Annotated in this window: 21 protein-coding genes; 6 read left to right on the top strand and 15 right to left on the bottom strand. The window is 37.7% G+C overall.

Annotated features, from left to right (window positions below; all coding sequences use genetic code 11):
* Positions 1-34: 34 nt before the first annotated feature.
* Together CWC11_RS09100 and CWC11_RS09095 are read left to right on the top strand one after the other, a co-directional pair.
* Positions 35-2,422 (top strand): tetratricopeptide repeat-containing diguanylate cyclase, encoded by a 2,388-nt coding sequence (locus CWC11_RS09100; RefSeq protein ID WP_138682432.1) that lies wholly within the window; start codon positions 35-37, stop codon positions 2,420-2,422.
* A gap of 173 nt (positions 2,423-2,595) precedes the next feature.
* Positions 2,596-3,015, top strand: a complete 420-nt coding sequence (locus CWC11_RS09095) for an MAPEG family protein (protein ID WP_138682431.1) — start codon at positions 2,596-2,598, stop codon at positions 3,013-3,015.
* A gap of 106 nt (positions 3,016-3,121) precedes the next feature.
* Here CWC11_RS09095 and CWC11_RS09090 read toward each other — a convergent pair whose 3' ends face one another.
* Together CWC11_RS09090 and CWC11_RS09085 are read right to left on the bottom strand one after the other, a co-directional pair.
* The gene (locus tag CWC11_RS09090; RefSeq protein ID WP_138682430.1) at positions 3,122-4,969 is read right to left on the bottom strand and encodes an ABC transporter ATP-binding protein; all 1,848 of its coding nucleotides are present in this window, start codon (positions 4,967-4,969) and stop codon (positions 3,122-3,124) included.
* 86 nt (positions 4,970-5,055) lie between these two features.
* Positions 5,056-5,892, bottom strand: coding sequence for a hypothetical protein (locus CWC11_RS09085; protein WP_138682429.1), 837 nt, complete (start codon positions 5,890-5,892; stop codon positions 5,056-5,058).
* Between the two features lie 212 nt (positions 5,893-6,104).
* Here CWC11_RS09085 and CWC11_RS09080 point away from each other — a divergent pair, with 212 nt between their 5' ends.
* Positions 6,105-6,509 (top strand): GFA family protein, encoded by a 405-nt coding sequence (locus CWC11_RS09080; protein ID WP_138682428.1) that lies wholly within the window; start codon positions 6,105-6,107, stop codon positions 6,507-6,509.
* 3 nt (positions 6,510-6,512) lie between these two features.
* On the opposite strand, the gene CWC11_RS09075 is transcribed toward CWC11_RS09080, so the two are convergent.
* On the bottom strand, positions 6,513-7,313 hold the full coding sequence (locus CWC11_RS09075) for a class I SAM-dependent methyltransferase (protein ID WP_138682427.1): 801 nt from the start codon (positions 7,311-7,313) through the stop codon (positions 6,513-6,515).
* A gap of 196 nt (positions 7,314-7,509) precedes the next feature.
* On the opposite strand from CWC11_RS09075, the gene CWC11_RS09070 reads away from it, so the two are divergent.
* Both CWC11_RS09070 and CWC11_RS09065 read left to right on the top strand, forming a co-directional pair.
* Positions 7,510-8,913, top strand: coding sequence for a M28 family metallopeptidase (locus tag CWC11_RS09070; RefSeq protein WP_138682426.1), 1,404 nt, complete (start codon positions 7,510-7,512; stop codon positions 8,911-8,913).
* Positions 8,914-9,027: 114 nt separating this feature from the next.
* Complete coding sequence (locus CWC11_RS09065; protein ID WP_138682425.1) at positions 9,028-9,474, top strand: DUF4826 family protein; 447 nt, start codon at positions 9,028-9,030, stop codon at positions 9,472-9,474.
* A 53-nt stretch (positions 9,475-9,527) separates the two neighbouring features.
* Here CWC11_RS09065 and CWC11_RS09060 read toward each other — a convergent pair whose 3' ends face one another.
* The 5 genes from CWC11_RS09060 to mnmA all read right to left on the bottom strand — a co-directional run bounded on the left by CWC11_RS09060 (position 9,528) and on the right by mnmA (position 14,322).
* Positions 9,528-9,986: a GNAT family N-acetyltransferase gene (locus CWC11_RS09060; RefSeq protein WP_138682424.1), complete on the bottom strand. Its 459-nt coding sequence runs from the start codon at positions 9,984-9,986 to the stop codon at positions 9,528-9,530.
* Between the two features lie 9 nt (positions 9,987-9,995).
* Positions 9,996-11,141 carry a ribosomal protein uL16 3-hydroxylase gene (locus CWC11_RS09055; RefSeq protein ID WP_138682423.1) on the bottom strand — a complete coding sequence of 382 codons (1,146 nt, stop codon included), beginning with the start codon at positions 11,139-11,141 and terminating at the stop codon, positions 9,996-9,998.
* A 76-nt stretch (positions 11,142-11,217) separates the two neighbouring features.
* Positions 11,218-12,588, bottom strand: a complete 1,371-nt coding sequence (purB, locus tag CWC11_RS09050; RefSeq protein ID WP_138682422.1) for an adenylosuccinate lyase — start codon at positions 12,586-12,588, stop codon at positions 11,218-11,220.
* A gap of 31 nt (positions 12,589-12,619) precedes the next feature.
* The gene (hflD, locus tag CWC11_RS09045; RefSeq protein ID WP_058550173.1) at positions 12,620-13,222 is read right to left on the bottom strand and encodes a high frequency lysogenization protein HflD; all 603 of its coding nucleotides are present in this window, start codon (positions 13,220-13,222) and stop codon (positions 12,620-12,622) included.
* Complete coding sequence (gene mnmA, locus CWC11_RS09040) at positions 13,222-14,322, bottom strand: tRNA 2-thiouridine(34) synthase MnmA (protein WP_138682421.1); 1,101 nt, start codon at positions 14,320-14,322, stop codon at positions 13,222-13,224. The genes hflD and mnmA overlap by 1 nt, the downstream gene beginning before the upstream one ends.
* Before the next feature lie 345 nt (positions 14,323-14,667).
* Between mnmA and CWC11_RS09035 the strand changes: the two genes are divergently transcribed.
* Positions 14,668-15,951, top strand: a complete 1,284-nt coding sequence (locus CWC11_RS09035) for a sensor domain-containing diguanylate cyclase (protein WP_138682420.1) — start codon at positions 14,668-14,670, stop codon at positions 15,949-15,951.
* Here CWC11_RS09035 and CWC11_RS09030 read toward each other — a convergent pair.
* From CWC11_RS09030 to CWC11_RS09000, 7 genes are read right to left on the bottom strand one after another with little or no spacing between them, the layout of a single operon-like run.
* A complete protein-coding gene (locus tag CWC11_RS09030; RefSeq protein ID WP_138682419.1) occupies positions 15,948-16,388 on the bottom strand; it encodes an NUDIX domain-containing protein in 441 nt (146 codons plus the stop codon). The genes CWC11_RS09035 and CWC11_RS09030 overlap by 4 nt on opposite strands.
* Positions 16,381-17,064 (bottom strand): pseudouridine synthase, encoded by a 684-nt coding sequence (locus CWC11_RS09025; RefSeq protein ID WP_138682418.1) that lies wholly within the window; start codon positions 17,062-17,064, stop codon positions 16,381-16,383. The genes CWC11_RS09030 and CWC11_RS09025 overlap by 8 nt, the downstream gene beginning before the upstream one ends.
* On the bottom strand, positions 17,064-17,393 hold the full coding sequence (locus CWC11_RS09020; protein WP_138682417.1) for a TusE/DsrC/DsvC family sulfur relay protein: 330 nt from the start codon (positions 17,391-17,393) through the stop codon (positions 17,064-17,066). Before CWC11_RS09020 ends, CWC11_RS09025 begins: the two co-directional genes overlap by 1 nt.
* Positions 17,394-17,396: 3 nt before the next feature.
* The gene (locus tag CWC11_RS09015; RefSeq protein WP_138682416.1) at positions 17,397-17,663 is read right to left on the bottom strand and encodes a DsrH/TusB family sulfur metabolism protein; all 267 of its coding nucleotides are present in this window, start codon (positions 17,661-17,663) and stop codon (positions 17,397-17,399) included.
* Entirely contained in the window at positions 17,660-18,016 is a 357-nt protein-coding gene (tusC, locus tag CWC11_RS09010; RefSeq protein WP_058550166.1) for a sulfurtransferase complex subunit TusC, read from the bottom strand. The genes CWC11_RS09015 and tusC overlap by 4 nt, the downstream gene beginning before the upstream one ends.
* Positions 18,013-18,366 carry a sulfurtransferase complex subunit TusD gene (gene tusD, locus CWC11_RS09005; RefSeq protein WP_138682415.1) on the bottom strand — a complete coding sequence of 118 codons (354 nt, stop codon included), beginning with the start codon at positions 18,364-18,366 and terminating at the stop codon, positions 18,013-18,015. The genes tusC and tusD overlap by 4 nt, the downstream gene beginning before the upstream one ends.
* A gap of 55 nt (positions 18,367-18,421) precedes the next feature.
* The gene (locus CWC11_RS09000) at positions 18,422-19,087 is read right to left on the bottom strand and encodes a Bax inhibitor-1/YccA family protein (protein WP_058550164.1); all 666 of its coding nucleotides are present in this window, start codon (positions 19,085-19,087) and stop codon (positions 18,422-18,424) included.
* Positions 19,088-19,089: the final 2 nt, after the last annotated feature.

The raw sequence follows: 19,089 nt of genomic DNA, 5'->3' as shown, positions 1-19,089 counted from the left end.
GGAATTTTATACCTACTGCAATAATACTCGAAAGATGGACCTCACTTCTCAGGTGGGAGTCTTTGTTGCCAATCGAATTTACAATTCTAAATTTTTAATTAAAGCCTTACTTTTTACTTTTTTTATTACGTTAAGTGGCGTTGGCGCACAAGAAATCACCCCATATAGCTCAAGTAACGAATCTAATAGTGGGCTGCTAAAAAGAGCGGAGTTACTTTTAGATACTGATGTAATAACAAGTATCGAACTCAGTAAAAAGTTACTGTCAAAAGCTCAAAGCGCTAATGATGTGTTGTTAGCAGCAAAACTGCATAACTCATTAGGCAAAGCGTATAAAAAGAATAACAATACTGAAAAATCACTCCATCACTATTTACAATCTTCTCAAAACTACCGAACACTAAATGATGCGCGTAACCAAATAAAGGCATCAATTAATTATATAAAGATATTACTCGACGATAAACGCTACGATGAACTTGCCAGCAGTATTGAAACTCTACTCCCGACAACTCTTGTATATGATGATGCGTTTTTAATTGCGCAGGTGCTTATTATTAAAGCTGATTCTTTTTATAAACAAAAGCAATACAACGTTGCCAATACTCACTACACATCAGCACTAAAGTACCTAACTAACAAAAACGTAGAAATACAAAAGCAGCTTGGAGAAACATACAAAAAGTTAGCCCAATCGCATAAGCGCCTAAAAAATAGAGAACAAACGGCTCATTTTTATAAAAAAGCATTAGATGTTTACACTAGTTTAGGTGATTTAAAGTTAATGGCTCGTACACTAAATACCTTAGCAGAAGCGCAGCGATATTTAGACAACCTCGTTGTAGCTCTCGAGTACTCTAATCAGGCGATAGAAATACATAGAAAAATTGATGACCCTGATGGTTTAGCTAAAGCATTACTTGGGGCAGGAATTATATATCGGCATATTAATCTTTATGAAAAATCACTTGAGCATATCAATGAGGCATATATATATTATAAAAAAATGGATAACGCTCTTGGTATTGCTAAAACAGCAAACCAAATGGGATTGATATACACTCGTTTAAGGCAATTTGATCAGGCAGAAATTTTTTATCAAATAACCATCGATTTGCCCAAAGGAATGGTTGAAGAAAAAACACTGGCATCAGCCTTAAGAGAAATGGCTGTTATAAAGTTAGAATCTGATGATTTAAAAGCAGCAATGCAATTTGCAAAAAGGGCGTACGCAACTTATAAAACAAAAAACCTAACGTCGTACATTTCTACAACAGCGCGGATTATAGCTAATATTTATCGCTCGCAAGGTAACAAAGAGCGGGCATTAGAGTATTACAGAGAGTCATTATCGTTTGCTAAAAAAACGGGTAGTAAGCTTTATGAAATAAAGTCGCTAACAGCGCTTGCTTCGACTTTAGTAGGTATTGATACAAATGAAGCCATTACATTGCTAAAAAGGTCACTCGCTTTATCAACCCAAATAGATGATAAATTACATATGCTATACGCTTACCGTGAGATCCGTATAGCTGAAAAACTGCGTGGGCATATAAGTGAATCGCTGCGTTACGCAGAAGAAGAAATAGCGCTAACCGAAATTATTCAAAACGAAAGAGACGAAGATAAACTAGCGCTTGAAAAAGCCCATTTGCATTCTTACAAAATGGAAATGGAACTGGAGATGTTAAGAGAAAAAGAAAAGCTATATCAATTAGAGCTTGCTAAGAAAAACAATGAAATTGAAATTGCTGGCCAAGCAAGAGTTATATCTGAGTTAGAGCTTTCAAAAAATAAATATGCAAGTATTGCGCTTGCTTTTTTATTAGCAGCTTGCTTAACAATTGTTTTATTGGTTTATCGAAGTTTTATTGCGTCTAAAAAACGTAATGAAGAGCTGGACTATTTGGCAGCGAGAGACCCTTTAACTAATTGTTATAATCGTCGTATTTTATTTGAGGTAATGAATCGGGATTTTTTAGATTTACCTCAGATTGATGAGTACTGTATTTTAATGGTCGATATTGATCATTTTAAAGCAGTTAATGACACCTATGGCCACAGCATTGGTGACACAGTCCTCATTGGCGTTGCAAAGCTTTTACAAGCAAATGTTCGTGATGGTGATAGTGTCGCTCGTTTTGGTGGGGAAGAGTTTTGTATTATTTTACCTAATACCACTAAAGAGCAAGCAATACGTATTGCAGAAGCCCTTCGTATTAAAGTAGAAAAAGCGATGTTTGATGAAATTCCTGTTACATGCAGTTTTGGTGTTACGTCTATTAAGTTTAACGCAAGAACACCTTCTGAATTGATTGAACAAGCTGATTTGGCGCTTTATGAAGCAAAATCATTAGGGCGGAATCAAGTGATTTTATGGGATTCGTCGTTTGAAGATTTTAAGCTTTTCAGATCTGAGTAAAGCGTTTATTCATGCTATCTTTATACTTCATTATAAGTAAATTTTATACAAAATTGAGAGTTACTTACATATGTAACTACTGTTATTAAATTTACTACCGAAATATCAATGATTTATTTTGGGTCTCAAAATTGCAACAAGCATTTAGTTAAACACTAAACAAGGGATTAATAATGACTGAAGTTGCACTTTCGGCCTATTCGGCTTTTTACCTATACTTAATTATGTTGCTTGTGCAATGGGCGGTGGCTACATTTAGCAAAGCTAAAGAACCAAACGCTGTGCCGGGTAAAATTGATGAAGACTTATCTCACGACAGCTTTATTTTTAGAGCGCATCGTACATTTCATAATACACTTGAAAACAGTGCGTTATTTATAGGTACTGTGTTATTTGCATTTGTGATCAATTATCAAAGCCCTATATTTGCAATGTGTGTTTGGGTATATGTAATAGCACGCTTAATTCACATGGCGCTTTATTACGTTATAGCAACCGAGAAAAACCCAAGTCCGCGTTCTTACTTCTTTTTGATAGGTGTGCTGGCAAACGTAGTTATGCTAGTTATGATTGGTTTAAGATTAATTGCATAAAAAATCTTAAATCACGTAAATAAAAAAGCGAAGAGGCTAATAGCTTCTTCGCTTTTTTGTATTACATAGTAGTGCAATGTAAAGTCACGGCTTTATGGATATTAAGTTACTCCACCCCAATAAATCCGCCTGTTTGATGTGCCCAAAGGCCCGCATATATTCCACCTTTTGCAATTAATTCATCGTGAGAGCCTTGCTCAACTACGCCGCCATTATCGAGTACAATCAACCTATCCATTTGTGCAATGGTTGAAAGTCTATGTGCAATTGCGATAACCGTTTTGCCCGTCATTAAGTCATCAAGGCTTGCTTGAATTGCTGCTTCTACTTCTGAATCGAGTGCGCTGGTGGCCTCATCAAGTATTAATATTGGTGCGTTTTTAAGTAATACGCGTGCTATGGCAATACGTTGGCGTTGACCGCCCGACAGTGTTACACCGCGTTCGCCTACCTGAGCGTCAAACCCTTTATTACCTTTGCTATCTTCTAAATCGTTTATAAATTCAAGTGCTTTAGCTTGCTTAGCTGCATTTAACATTTCCTCATGGGTTGCGTCAGGGCGCCCATACAAAATGTTGTCTTTTACTGAGCGATGCAGCAAGGAAGTGTCTTGCGTTACCATAGCTATATAACGGCGTAGACTTTCTTGGCTTACATCCGTTATTTTTTGGCCATCAATTTTAATGCTGCCTGAGTCGGTATCGTAAAAGCGCAGTAGCAAGTTAACAAGCGTAGATTTACCAGCACCAGATCGCCCAACTAAACCTATTTTTTCACCCGGTTTTATGTTGAGATTTAATCCGTTCATTACCGGGCCGCGGTTTGTCTCGTTAGCGGCTTTTCCGTAGTTAAAATGTACGTTTTCAAACTCAATGCCACCTTGAGTTACTTCAAGTGTAGTGGCGTTTGGTTTGTCGTCTACTTTAATTGGGTTTGAAAGGGTTTTCATGCCGTCGGTTGCGGTACCTATGTTTTCGAACAGGCTGCTTATTTCCCACATTATCCACTGCGCCATGCCGTTTAATCTAAGTGACAAACTAACCGCCACGGCAATAGCGCCGGCACTAATTGCACTAAGTGACCATAAATAAAGTGATAAAGCGGCAACACTAAATACTAATAAATAATTTAGGGTATTTATTGCAAAGTTAAGGCTGGTTACCAAGCGCATTTGTTTATACACGGGCTGTAAAAAGACATCCATGCTTTGTTTGGCATATTGCTCTTCGCGTTGGGTGTACGAAAAAAGTTTAATGGTTGATATATTTGTGTAGCTATCGACAATTCGCCCTGTCATTTCAGATCGAGCGTCGGCTTGAGAGCTAGCAATTTTTTTAAGTTTTGGTACAAAATAAATTTGTATAGAAGCATATAGTACAAGCCATGCAAGTAACGGTAGCATTAAGCGCCAATCGGCTTCAGCAACTAAAAACACCATAGCGCCAAAATAAACCACTATGTACATGAGTACATCAAGCAGTTTCATGACAGCTTCGCGAACAGCTAAAGAAGTTTGCATTACTTTTGTTGCAATACGACCTGCAAATTCATTTTGATAAAAGCTAACACTTTGACGCAGTAAATAACGATGCGCCGACCAGCGAATCGACATTGGGTAATTACCCAATAATGCTTGGTGCAAAATAGCAGAGTGAAAAAACACAACAATTGGCAGTACAACTAAAAGCATAACAGCCATTTTTATCAGCTCAGACTTTTGCTCTACAAATAGTGTTTGCGGGGTATATGTGCCTAACCAATCAACTAGCTGGCCCATGTAACTAAATAGTGATACCTCTAATATAGCTAAAAGAGCTGCACTGATAGACATAAGCACTAACGATAGTTCCATGCCTTTGGTGTAATGGCGGCAAAACGCAAATAAAGTAGAAGGCGGCTGAGTTGGTTTTTCCTCAGGAAATGCGTTGGTCATTTTTTCAAATAATCGATACATTTTAAAAACTTAAATAGCAAATAATGGCGGGTATCATACCATTTTAGTTTTACCGCGTGTTTATGTTTATAGGATAAATGTTCTATTTAAAGTGGGCTTGAAAGGTTGATGCCGCGGCTCATGTATAAATCATCGTATTTTAGGCCACCGTTACCATATGGTTTTTTTAATGGGCCCGTATTGCAGTTAGCCAAAAAATAAATTAGAGGTAGCTCGCGCTTCATCCTAAATTTAGCATTTTTATAGACTAACGTTTGCGTTTTAAACTCTCCGCCTTGTACATACACATTATATTGTTGCCCCTGCATTTTTACTGATGCGTTATTAACAACATACCAAACGTTGTACCACGTATTTGTATTTAAAGGCTGTGCTGATTGCGCTGTTTTATAATTTTGAATGTTGCTGTAGCCAGTATCAGTTTTAACCATAAGCGCGCCATCGTTTATATGGCCGTTCGACTCAGCTTTATCGGTCACTCTAAGCGTGGGTTCAAATGCGTCATAGCCATATTTGTTTATTTCGTTTGGCTGTAAATTACTAAGTCCAAAAGCATGATTATTAGGAAAGGCGGCAACATTAATACGTGTATAAAAAGTATAAGTTTCACCAACGGGTACTGGTTTAGGCAGCTTTTTATAAGTAAGTGCTTTACGGTTACCAATTATGCCTTCAGCTGCTGGTTTTTTTAATAAATAGTGATTAGCGTGATCGCTGCTTTGTTCCAGCTCAATTATTGTTATTTGCGGGTTTGGCTGATGTGGCTTTGTTTGATTGTCGGTATCGGCTTTTTCCCAGTCACTAAGATTACTCTCAAAGTTATCTATGAGTAACCACTGCGATGAAGATGCATTGTGATGATTTTGATTACATGCAACTAACGAAACGAGAACAGATAGTAATAGGGTGTGTTTAATACACATAGGCGCTCTTTATGAGTTTTTGATTATCGCAAATTGGTTAACCAATTTATCGCTGGTTTATTTTTAAACTTAGCTACCTATGTAACCAATTTGTATTTTGTTAGTCAACAAGTATTTAAAGAGTACCTATAATGAAACTTAGCACTTACGTTTTATTTTTAAGTCGGTATTATTATTTTAAAATAGACGAATAAAAATAATTAAGGGATTTTATGTACACTGGAACCTGTTTATGTGGCGAAGTAACTGTTGAAATATCAGGAAGCATTAGCAGTATTATTCATTGTCATTGTTCGCTTTGTCGAAAAAACAGCGGTACTGCATTTGCTACTAATGGCTTTGTAAATACGTCGGAATTTAGTGTTACTAAAGGAGCAAATAAACTTAGTGAATTTAATTTTAAACCGGGGCGAGCACGATTTTTTTGTAAGTGCTGTGGTTCACCAATTTACAGCTCTAACAACGATGATAAAAGCCGGGTAAGAATTCGTTTAGGCTTAATTGATTCAGAAATTACCGAGCAAGTTGTGTCTCATAACTTTGTTACATCTAAAGCGAACTGGGAACAAATAGAAACAAGCCTGCCATGTTATGAGCAACACGAGCCAGGAAGGTAAAAGTTACTCTATGTGGTAAATACTGTTTATTTCTTTATACAGTAGGGGGGCTATCTGCTTAAAAACGGCGGAGTTTTGTATTTCCTCAACGTTAATGTGAATAAGCGTTTGCTGGCTCAAAATAACAACTATATTTTTGTATTCGTTAAACTCAATAATTGCAATACAGTTAAAGTGCTGCCTTAGTAAAACTAATAATGCTTGTAGCTCTTGTCCTGTTTGTGGATTTAAGTTTACCAAAATTTGACTGTGCTTTTCACTACAACGAGTAATGTTTTGCCAAAAGTCATTGCATGTTAAAAAAGGTTGATGATGCTCGCCGCTAAATATATCAATCGCAATTATATCAAAAGTATTTTTACATTGTTTTATATAGTGTTCAGCTGATTGAATATACACATTATGGTGACTTGGTAAATTAAAGTGTTGCTTAGCTATGGTGTTGATTGTTGGGTTAATTTCTACAGTATTGAATGTACTGATTGAATCTATGTAAGCAGTACAGTCATTAAGATAATACATGGCTCGCTCAAAGCCAGCGGTACCTAAACCTAAATTTAAAATATTCAAATTCGTTGTTTTAAGACTAAGCAAAAATAAAAACATGCACTGATTGATAGGTATTAGCACTTGCTCATTGTGTTTGAGGTTCATTATTCCTTGAATAACCACATCGTCGTTGGTGTTTTGGGCAAGGGTAAGCCATTTATACAGAGTGTTTTGATAAACACATACCGGGCCAAATTGGGTAGGTTTAAACTCAATTTGGTTTGCTTTTACGGTATCTTCTTTAAGCTGGCGCATATATTAACTATTTATAAAAACACAGCACTAGTGTGCCATGAAAGACACCTATCAACATAGACTAATTATGTAACAAGGTTTGTAATTTAGCCTGTTAATTGCACTTGGGCGCGCTCGTTTTAGTGTCTACCTCAAATGTATTGCCATCAAACCTAAGTTAAGTAATGGTTACCTTATAATAACTAGGAGCGATTAAATGCTTAAAACACCTTTTAAAATATCAACAAGATTACTTAAACTTAGCGTACTTTCCGGTGCATGTAGCGTTGCTATGTCAGCACATGGGCAAACACAATTACCATATACCGACCAACAAAAGTTACATGACATAGCAGCTCAAGTATCAGCTGAACGTATTGGCAGCGATATTCAAACGCTGGTGGATTTTGGAACTCGTCATACACTTTCTGATACTAAGTCGAATACTCGTGGTATTGGTGCTGCTAGGCGCTGGATCAAAAAAGAGTTTGAAAAAATATCAGCGCAATGTGGTGGTTGTCTTGAAATAATTGAAGTAAAAGACACTATATCTGGCGAAAAACGTGTACCTGATCCTGTTGAAGTAGTAAATATTGTTGCTATACAACGCGGCGCTACTGAGCCTAATCGAATGGTAATAATGTCTGGTGATATTGACTCACGTGTGAGCGATGTTATGGATTTTACGAGTGATTCCCCCGGTGCTAATGATAATGCATCGGGCGTTGCTGGGGTTATTGAAGCGGCTCGCGTACTGAGTAAATATAAGTTTAATGGGTCAGTTGTTTATGCTGCTTTGTCAGGTGAAGAACAAGGTTTGTTTGGCGGTAAAATACTCACAGCCTATGCGCAAAAGCATGATTGGCAAGTACATGGCGTGTTAAATAACGACATGATAGGCAATATTACAGGTATTAACGGCGTTACCGATAATACAACCGCACGTATATTTTCTGAAGGTACTCGTGTTGTTGAAACTAAAGAACAAGCAAGAACACGCCGATTTACCGGTGGCGAAGTAGACTCAGCTAGTCGTAATTTAGCACGTTATATTGATACAGTTGCCGATAGGTACATTGAAAATTTAGATACAATGTTAGTTTACAGGTTGGACCGCTTTGGTCGAGGCGGGCATCATCGCCCGTTTAACGATGCTGGTTTTGCAGCGGTGCGCATTATGGAAACTAATGAACATTACGATCGTCAGCACCAAGATTTACGAACAGAAGAGGGCATTGAGTATGGCGATACAATCGAAGGTGTTGATTTTGACTACACAGCAAAGCTCACTTCACTTAATGCAGTAACTATGGCCTCTATGGCATGGGCACCAGCACCTCCTAAACAAGTTAAAATATCTGGAGCGGTTACAGCCGATACGTCTTTTACGTGGGCAAGCAGTGATGATAATAATATTGCCGGCTATAAAATTTATTGGCGTTACACAAGCGAGCCACAGTGGCAGTTTAGTAAATACGTAGGGAATGTAACAAACTATACGCTTAAAAATGTTGTGATTGATAACTATTACTTTGGTGTGGCCTCTGTAAGCAAAGAAGGGGTTGAATCACCTGTTGTATTTCCAGGCGATGTAGGCTCTTTTGATCATAATATTAAATAACGCTTAAAAACCCAGCAAACAAATCTTATTAGGTGCAAAGCAGGTGTTTTATGCTTGCACCTTATTTGTTATGCCCTTAGAGTGTTAAAAAAGAAGTGATAAGGTTAATAAAAAATGCAGCAACAAGAAAAAAAACCGTTAACAGAAAAAGAGCAAGTTATAACACCAGAGCAGCGCATTGCATGGCAACGTGAGTGTTTTCAAAATGCACAAAAATATTTAGCAGAAAAAGGCATTATGCCAAAATCTGTAGTAGATAAAGATAGTCGCTTTTTGGCTCCTCTTTGCGCTATGTGGAAGTTTAAAGCGCAAAATGGCAAAACGTACTGGGTTGTTACTGGGCGTTTACCAACAGATCATGCAGAGGTAAGTGCAGCAAAAGATGCACGTGATGCTATGCGTTACTTTTCATTACAGTGGCAGTTAAAGGCTGATCAAATAATGAGTGTTGGTGCGAAAGACCAAACTCAAGTTAACTTTGCAAATTTACTTATAAATCGTGCACATGGTTTGTACGAAATGCATGAAAACGAACAGTTATGGGCTAATGAGCCTAAGTAATCAGCATTTAAGTTAAGTAAAAATTAAAAGGGCAAATTATGAATTGCCCTTTTTTAATGTACGAGTGTAAATGGCTTAGTAACAAAGTCGGCTACTTCACACTGCATTCTTTGCCTGGGTATACCGGCTTCCATAAACACACACCCTTGTTTTATAAAACCATTTTGATTGAAAAGTTGAACTTCGTTTAAAATACAGTTAATACAAATGGTATTAATACCTTGGCGTGCTGCAAGCTTAACAATAAAGTTTAAAAGTGATTGATATACAAGGCGGTTACGGTGCTCTGGTAGCACTGCAATACGGCCTATTAAGCCGTCACTGCATAATCTGCCCGTTGCTACGGCTTGCTCAGACTCGTCGGTAACGAGTACATGTTGGCATATTTCATCTAGGCTATCGAACTCTATTCTTTTGGGTATATGTAACTCGTATACAAAAACGCGTTCTCGTATTTGCTGTAACAAACTTTTTTGCCTGTTCCAATCTACTTCGTTAACTCGATAGCCCATAGCTCACCTCTAGTTATACCATATCCCTTCATTAACTAGTGTAGTAAAGGTTTTAATAAATTCTAGACTGGGTTGGTGAGCCATTAAATCATCGCTATTAAAATAGTTGGTATCGGTTAGTAATTTAACTGCATTTAAATCGCTCATTGGCAGTTCATAATTTTCACCATTAACACTTAATAATACTGTACTCTCAAGTATTTGGTAAATAGCTCTAACACCTCCTAAACGCTCAAACACATTGTTTTCATCGTTTAGTAATTGAGTTATATCATCGCTTGAAAGCTCATCTTCTAAAGGTGCTAAATCCATTTCGTGTTTGGCTTGGCTTAGCGTGTTTCCAAGCCATTGTTTAAAGAGTTCGTTATTCTCTAAAAGGGCGGCCATTAAGGTTTTAACTTTATCAACTTCAAGATTAGTTAGTTCACCTTTTGACTCTCTAAGGGTAAGGTTATGGTCGGTATAACGCTTTTGACCGCTTTCGGTATCAATAATATGATCGGCAAAACTTGATAGTAAATCTTGTTGGTTAGGCGCTCTAAAACCGACTGAATAGTTAAGTGCATTTTCAACAGCATAACCTTCATGTGGGCAACCAGGCGGAATATATAAAATATCGCCAGGCTCTAATATACAGTCTATTACGGCTTCAAAAGGCTCAACTTGAAGTAGTTTTTTGTTTTGAGCAAATTGCTTAAGTGTTGGGTCGGGTAGGCCAACACGCCAATGACGCTTACCTTCACCTTGAATAATAAACACATCGTACTGATCTAAATGAGGGCCAACACCGCCTTTAGGCGTTGAATAGCTAACCATTAAATCATCAATTCGCCAATTAGGAATAAATCTAAATGGCTCCAGTAATTGGGCTGCCTCACAATGCCAATGATCGACTGCTTGAACAAGTAATGTTGAATGTTCTTCGGTTAATAATTCAAAGTTTTCAAATGGACCTTGGTGTGCTTGCCAGTCGTTATTGTGGTTAGTGACAATGCGCGACTCTATGCTTTGTTCCATAGCTAGGCCTGCTAATTCTTCAGCTTCAATTGGATCGTTAAAATTACTAAAGCCTTGCTTTATTAGCAGTGGTTTTTTTTGCCAAAAATGGGTTAAAAACTCTTGCTCAGAGAGGTTGTTTATTTTTAGTTGGTACATAGAGTTGGCCTATAAATTTAAGACAAAAAAAGCGAAAGGGATTATCCTTTCGCTTTTTGTATGCGCAATTTAGTATTTAAACTAAATCGTCAATAAACTCAACAGCGCGGCCAATGTAGTTGGCAGGTGTTAGTTTTTTCATTTCTACTTTAGCGTGCTCTGGAAGGTCTAAACCGTCGATAAAGTCAGCCATAATTTCTTGATTTACGCGCTTACCACGGGTTAAATCTTTAAGTTTTTCGTATGGCTTTTCAATACCGTATTTACGCATTACCGTTTGAATTGGCTCTGCTAGTAATTCCCAGTTTTGGTCAAGCTCTTCAAGCAAACGTTGCTCGTTAACTTCAAGCTTGCTAACACCTTTAAGTGTTGACTGATACGCAATAAGGGCGTAACCCATACCCACACCAAGGTTACGTAAAACCGTTGAGTCGGTAAGGTCACGCTGCCAGCGCGATACTGGTAATTTTTGTGCAAGGTGAGCAAAAATAGCATTTGCTAAGCCTAAGTTACCTTCTGAGTTTTCAAAATCAATAGGGTTAACTTTATGCGGCATAGTTGATGAACCTATTTCACCCGCAATTGTTTTTTGCTTAAAGTGATTAAGTGCAATATAGCCCCACATATCACGATCAAAATCGAGCAATATAGTGTTAAATCGAGCGATAGCATCAAATAACTCAGCTATGTAGTCATGCGGTTCAATTTGAGTAGTAAATGGGTTCAGTGTTAAACCTAAGCTTGATACAAACTCATCTGCATGTGTATGCCAGTCGTAATCTGGGTAAGCGCTTAGGTGAGCATTATAGTTACCAACAGCACCGTTTACTTTACCTAGCATTTCAACTTGAGCAATTTGGTCGCGTTGACGCTTTAAACGCATGTATACGTTTGCAAACTCTTTACCCATAGTTGATGGTGTAGCAGGTTGTCCGTGCGTACGTGTCATCATTGGGATTGCTTTATACTCAACAGCTTTTTCTTTAATAGCGCTAAGTAAATCATCACAGTAAGGTAGTAAAACCTTATTACGAGCTTCAGTTAACATTAAACCATGAGATAGGTTATTGATGTCTTCAGAGGTACATGCGAAGTGGATAAATTCGTTAATTGCATGAAGCTCTGCGTTGTCGGCTACTTTTTCTTTTAGTAGGTATTCAACCGCTTTAACATCGTGATTAGTTGTACGTTCAATATCTTTAACACGCTGTGCATCTGCTTCGCTAAAGTTATCTACAATGGCGTTTAAAAGTGCATTTGCTTGTTCGCTAAATGCAGGTACTTCTTTAATTTCGCTTGCTGCAGCTAACGCTTGCAACCAACGCACTTCAACAATTACGCGGTATTTGATTAAGCCAAATTCGCTGAAAATACTGCGTAGTTCAGTGGTTTTGCTGCCGTAGCGACCATCCACTGGAGAGATAGCCGTTAACGCTGAAAGCTCCATAATAACTCCTAAATTTTAGTTTGAACGATAATTAAATTTTTGCTTTAGCAATGGCGATGATTTTTCTTTTTGCAAAGAAAAAATGACGGCGTTTACCGCCCATTTGTCGCCATAATACTGCACTTCTAATACCGGCAAGTAATAATGCACGGATTTTATTTTGAGTGAGTTGCTGTTTTAATAACTCGGGTTTACCATAAACCTGAATTCGGTGCCCAAGGGGGCTCAGCACCGACGAGTATATATCTGCTAGACCGGCAACAACGCTTTCATCGGTAATAGCAAAGTGGTCTAAACGACGATGGATATCATCTATTCGTTTACCTAATTCGTTTAAGCTTTTGTCGTTTGCACTCAGTGCGCGCTCAAGCTGCATTAAACCACCTACGTATTTTACTATTTCAACATCCTTTTGAGCACCAGCTGTTAGCTGAGCTAATAATGTTTTATAGCCATCACGTAAGTTGTGTGTACCTTGGTACACATCAACCGGTGACGCAGGTGATGTTTGTACAATACTTGCGAATAATACTTCTAGGTCGTGTTCGTTATTAGAACCGTATTGCGCAATTTTCTGAACTTGTTTAGCTACTTGACACATGGCGGCAAGCGCCATGACTTGGTGTTCATTCATTACTTGATCACCGAATCAATAATACCACCGCCTAAACAGATATCGTCTGCATAAAATACTGCAGATTGACCTGGTGTAACTGCTTTTTGTGGCTCGTCAAATAATACACGAGCCATGCCGTCTTCGCCTACAAGCAGGGTACAGCTTAAGTCTTCTTGGCGGTAACGTGTTTTAACTGTACAACGCGTTGACCCTTTTGGACCAATGCGGTCAACCCAATGTAATTGGTTTGCATTAAGACCATTGCTATAAAGGCGAGGGTGGTCTTTACCTTGGCCAACAACGAGTACGTTACGCTCTAAGTCTTTATCAACTACGTACCATGGCTCACCAGAGCCTTCTTTCATGCCACCAATTAACAAACCCTTGCGTTGACCAAGTGTATGGTACATTAAGCCTTCATGCTCACCTACGTTATTACCGTCCGTGTCTTCGATAACACCTGGTTGCGCAGGTAAAAACTTCTGTAAAAAATCTTTAAACTTACGCTCACCGATAAAACAAATGCCTGTACTGTCTTTTTTATCGTGAGTAATTAAATCTTGCTCTTCGGCAATGCGACGTACTTCTGGCTTTTCTATATCACCAACAGGGAATAAAGTTTGCGCGATATGCTCGTGGCTTAATGTGTATAAAAAGTAGCTTTGGTCTTTATTGTTATCTAGGCCACGGCACATTACGTATTTGTCGTCTCGTAGTTCACGGCGAACGTAATGACCCGTTGCTATAAAGTCTGCGCCAAGTGCTTGTGCAGCAAACTCTAAAAATGCTTTAAATTTAATTTCTTTATTACACATTATATCTGGGTTAGGCGTACGGCCTGCTTTGTACTCTTCTAAAAAGTACTCAAATACGTTATCCCAGTATTCTGCTGCAAAATTAACAGTGTGTAATTCTATGCCTAACTTGTCGCATACTGCTTGTGCGTCTTTTAAATCATCGGCTGCTGCACAGTATTCGTCATTGTCGTCTTCTTCCCAGTTCTTCATAAACAGGCCTTCTACTTGGTAGCCCTGTTGTTGTAATAAATATGCAGATACAGAAGAATCAACACCGCCGGACATACCAACGATGACTTTAATGTGACTATTTTCGCTCATGAATAATTTCGCTTATACAGATTGCTGTTAACTTGGAAAGGCCGCGATTATAGCATGTATTTTGTTTGTGCTTAAAGGGAGAGGGTGTGTAAAGAGCCTATTTTATGCTGATTTTATTTTTATAATAAATAGCAAACAGTGCTCAATAAAAATAAATAAGCCTTTGGCATTAAATGTACGAAATAATTATCATTTTAGATAAAAAACAAATACTTTAGTTTTTTGTACTTATTTACTAGTATTTTGTTTGAAAACTATTAAAGTAAATATACACTTAGGTAAAAGTATTAGAAGCAAACTTGGCAGTAATAACGTCATTAAAAATATAGTCAATGGAATGAATATATGAATTATGCCTATCAGGTAAGTAAAATAGAATCGTTTGTCGTACATTACATAGCAAAACCTGACTTTCAAATTAGCGATGTTTTAGCAAACCCAAAACATGAATTTAAGCAGTCAGCGTATCATTTATTCTACGAGTTAATTAAATTAAAAAACGCGCATGTATATCAAGAGCCAAATCCTGTTAATGAACTTTTTGGCTTAATAAAAAAGTCACTTTATCTGTCTGATCAAACCCAGAGCCTTGTGTTACAAACCGTTGAGGGATGGTGGCTCGAGTGGTATTTTGCTTTAATTATGGAACAAAAAATCAACAGTGATAAAGGTGATATGCCATCAAGCTACTTATCACAAAATATTTTAAATCCTATGCGAAAGCATGAGTTGAGCCATTACGCTAAGTTATTTACTAAACTACCCATGCCTATATGTAATGTATGCGCAAACACAGGTGACATACTTAAAGTAAATCAGAGGTTTGTAGATGTATTTGGTTATTCTGTTAAAGAGGTACCAAATTTAAAAGCCTGGTGGAAAAAAGCATATCCAGATCCTCAATACCGAGAGTTTGTAAAAAAACTTTGGCAGGAGTCTTTAGATGTTACACAAGAAAACAATAATGATATTCCTGCGAATAATTATAAAGTAAGTTGCAGCGATGGCTCGCAAATATTGATGGAAATCTCTGGTATAAATATTGGTGAAGAGTTTATTGCCGTTTTTAATGACGCAACGGAGCGAATGCAGGCAGAAGATATTCTTAGAGATATGGCATTTCTTGATTCGCTAACGCGAATAGCAAATAGGCGCCGATTTGACGAGAAACTTGTACAAGAATTTGACTGTGCTCGTGACAGAAATGGTGCGCTTTCTATTATTTTAATAGACATAGACTACTTTAAGCAATTTAACGATCGCTACGGGCATATGGCAGGAGATACCTGTTTATATGATGTAGCTCAAGAAATAGCTTCCACCGTTAGTCGCCCTGAAGATTTTGTCGCACGCTATGGCGGCGAAGAGTTTGTTGTTTTATTGCCGCAAACAGACAGGCAAGGCGCTTTGTTTATTGCCGAACAAATTGAAAAAGCAATTGAAAATTTAGCGATAGTCCACGAGGATAGCTACAGTGGTTTATTATCACTTAGTATGGGAATAAATACTATTGACGATAACGATACAGAGGACCGATTTAGCTTTGTTAAGGGGGCGGATAACGCTCTTTATTATGCTAAACGTCAAGGGCGTAATTGTATTGCACTTGCAAAAAGTGAAACTAGTTAATCGTCATAAATTGTATCTAGGCTTAAAGGCGCTTTGTTTAAACTATCTTGTATACATTTCAAAACAAGGTGGCTTCTAAGAGGAAGGTCTTTAATTTGCTCATAGCTGTGCCAATTAGCCGATATTATATCGCTGTCTTTTGGCTCAAGCACTGCGGTTTCAGTTGTTGTTTCAAATAAAAAACAAAACCTTAAATAATGCACGCCGTTAGCTGCGTGCAAATTATAAACACCTAAAAAGCCGCTAGGCTTTAAACTTAAACCCGTTTCTTCTAAAAGCTCTCTAGAGGCTGCTTGAGCCAGTGTTTCTTTTTCTTCAAGATGACCTGCAGGTTGATTATAACAAATTTGTTTAGTAAATTTATCTCGCTCTTTAACGAGTAAAAACTGCTGCTTATTTTTTACTATTGCAGCAACAGTTATATGTGGTTTATGCATCTAGAGCACCTTTAATGACGTTGTAATCGCCTGAATTAATATTATCTAAGGTGTAATTACCAATACTGTAGCGAATTAGGCGCAATGTAGGGTGGCCAATATGAGCAGTCATTCTGCGCACTTGCCTGTTTTTTCCCTCATTAATTGTAATACTAAGCCATGTAGTTGGGATTGACTTACGTTCACGAACGGGTGGGTTACGTGGCCATATATCAGGTTCGTCAATAATTTTAACATTAGCCGGAAGTGTTAGGCCGTCTTTTAGCTCAACCCCTTTGCATAATGCGTTGATCGATTCGCTAGTGGGCTCACCTTCTACTTGCACCCAATATGTTTTATTTGTTTTTTTATTAGGAGAGGTTAAGGTATTTTGTAATTTTCCGCAGTTTGTTAAAAGTAATAAGCCTTCACTGTCACGGTCTAACCTTCCTGCAGCATATACTTCTTTTATAGGGATAAACTGTGCGAGTGTTTGCCTGTTGTCATCGTCGGTAAATTGGCAAAGTACATCAAACGGTTTATTAAAAAGGACAATTTTTCTATCTTTAGAGGCAATTTGCGGCTTTATTTCTCGTTTCTCTGCAGGCTTTTTAAGCGCACTTCGCGAGTAAGTGCGCCCGGTATTACGTTTAGCTGTTGAATCAGGTGTGTTTTTATTGCTCGATTTGTTTTTCATTAAATACACCTAGCTGGCTTTGGTAGTCCGGCAATTTTAGTTGCTTGTTTAGCTGGGCCTTTAGGAAATAATTTGTATAAGTAAATACTATTACCTTTATCTTCTCCAAGCGCTTTAGCCATGGCTTTTACAAGCATACGAATAGCAGGGCTTGTATTGTATTCAAGGTAAAAATTGCGAACGAAGTTTATAACTTCCCAGTGTTGCTCACTCAGGGTTATATTTTCTTGCGCGGCAATAACAGGGGCTAACTCTTTAGTCCACAGTGTGTGATCAAGTAAATAACCTTGTTTGTCGGTGTCAATGTGTACATTATTAAATTCAAGCATGGGTTACCAAGTAATAGATTGATTGGTTGATAAGGTAAGCGCTACAAATTCTTCATAGCTTATTGCTGTATCGTTATCTGATAAAGTTACTGCACGCACTTGAATGTCTTGTGCTAGTAATAAAAGCGAATCTGAAAATTGTCTAAATTGTTTTTTAGCAAAACAGGCATCGCCTAATAAAAGTACTTTATCTGTGGGCTGAATTAAGTTTTCAAGTTGATTTGCGCAGTAATTATTTAGCGTTTTAGAAAAAATATGTAGGGTACTCATATGTTCACCACATGTTTTTGGTTTTTAATTAAGGTTTGCTGCTCGCTAAAATTAAGTGTTTGAGCTGCGATGAGTAAATCATGTTTATTTAAACCGTAATCAAAAAGCGACTTTTCACACACATAGATATTTTCAACATCATAGATTTCTAGGGTTTTAATATTTTTAAAGAAATCTTTTATACCAATAGAGTTTGGTTGTTGGTGTTTCTTTAAAGCAAGCACAGCCGGGCCGCTAAACAACCAGCTAACGTTTTGATCGACAGCGGCAAATATTAATGTCATGTCGAGCGCATCACGAATATTTAAATCATCAAATGGGCTGCTTTGGCTTATCACTAAAACGTTAATCATTTAAATTGTATCCACTTATCAGCGTCGCTTGCGAGCATTGCAAATTCGGCTAATCCCGCAACTGCAAAGACACTGGTGTTTTTTATATCTAACCCGCGTTTTTCTGCAGCGGTTACACATAGCATTAAGTTTATATTTTGATCTGCTAATTGCTGCCAAAGGTCTGTTATTTGAAGCTCATCTGAGGGTAAATCAAGATTGTTTGAAGCGTGATAAATGCCTTGCTGATATAAAAATATCGCATCTATAGTATGCCCTTGTGCTAAACAAGCTTGAGCAAAGCTAACCAATCGTTGTGTTGTGTCGTGATCAGATGGTGGTGTATGCAATGAGAGTACGAAACGCGGCAAAACAATTCCAATAAAAAAGCCCCAATTAAGGGGCTATTTTAACAGAACTTTTTAATTAGTCATCACTTGCGCCAAGTAGAGCAAGTAAAGACGTAAATAAGTTATATACATTTAAGTATAAAGACACTGTAGCGCGAATGTAGTTTGTTTCGCCGCCGTTGATGATTCTGCTTGTATCAAACAAAATCAAACCAGACATAATTAAAACTACAGCTGCGTTAAGCACCATAAACATTAGCGAGCTGCCAACGAAAATATTAACAATGCTTGCAACGATTACGACAATTAAGCCAACAGTTAAAAAGCCACCCATAAATGAGAAGTCTTTCTTAGTGTTAAGTGCATAAGCAGATAAACCAAAGAAAATAAGTGCTGTAGAACCTAACGCTTGCATAATAAGCATTGGGCCATTAGGCATTGCAGCGTAGTGATTTAATAGTGGGCCAAGGCCAGCTCCCATTAAGCCTGTGAACGCAAACACCCAAAACACACCAGATGCAGACTCTGCTTTTTTATTTACAACAAATAATAAACCGAACGAAACCAGTGTAAACACAAGTCCCATAAAGTAAGGTAATTGTAGTGCCATTGAAATACCAGCTGTTACTGCACTAAATGCAAGTGTCATAGCAAGTAAAAAATAGGTGTTTTTAAGTACCTTATTTGTTTCAATGGTCGACATTACCGGTTTAGCGGTATTGTACGATTGATTAAACGCCATTG

The sequence above is a fragment of the Pseudoalteromonas sp. S3178 genome, from assembly GCF_005886985.1.
Lineage (GTDB): Bacteria > Pseudomonadota > Gammaproteobacteria > Enterobacterales > Alteromonadaceae > Pseudoalteromonas > Pseudoalteromonas carrageenovora.
Note: the sequence above shows the minus strand (reverse complement) of the source record. Positions and strands in the feature narration are given on the sequence as shown.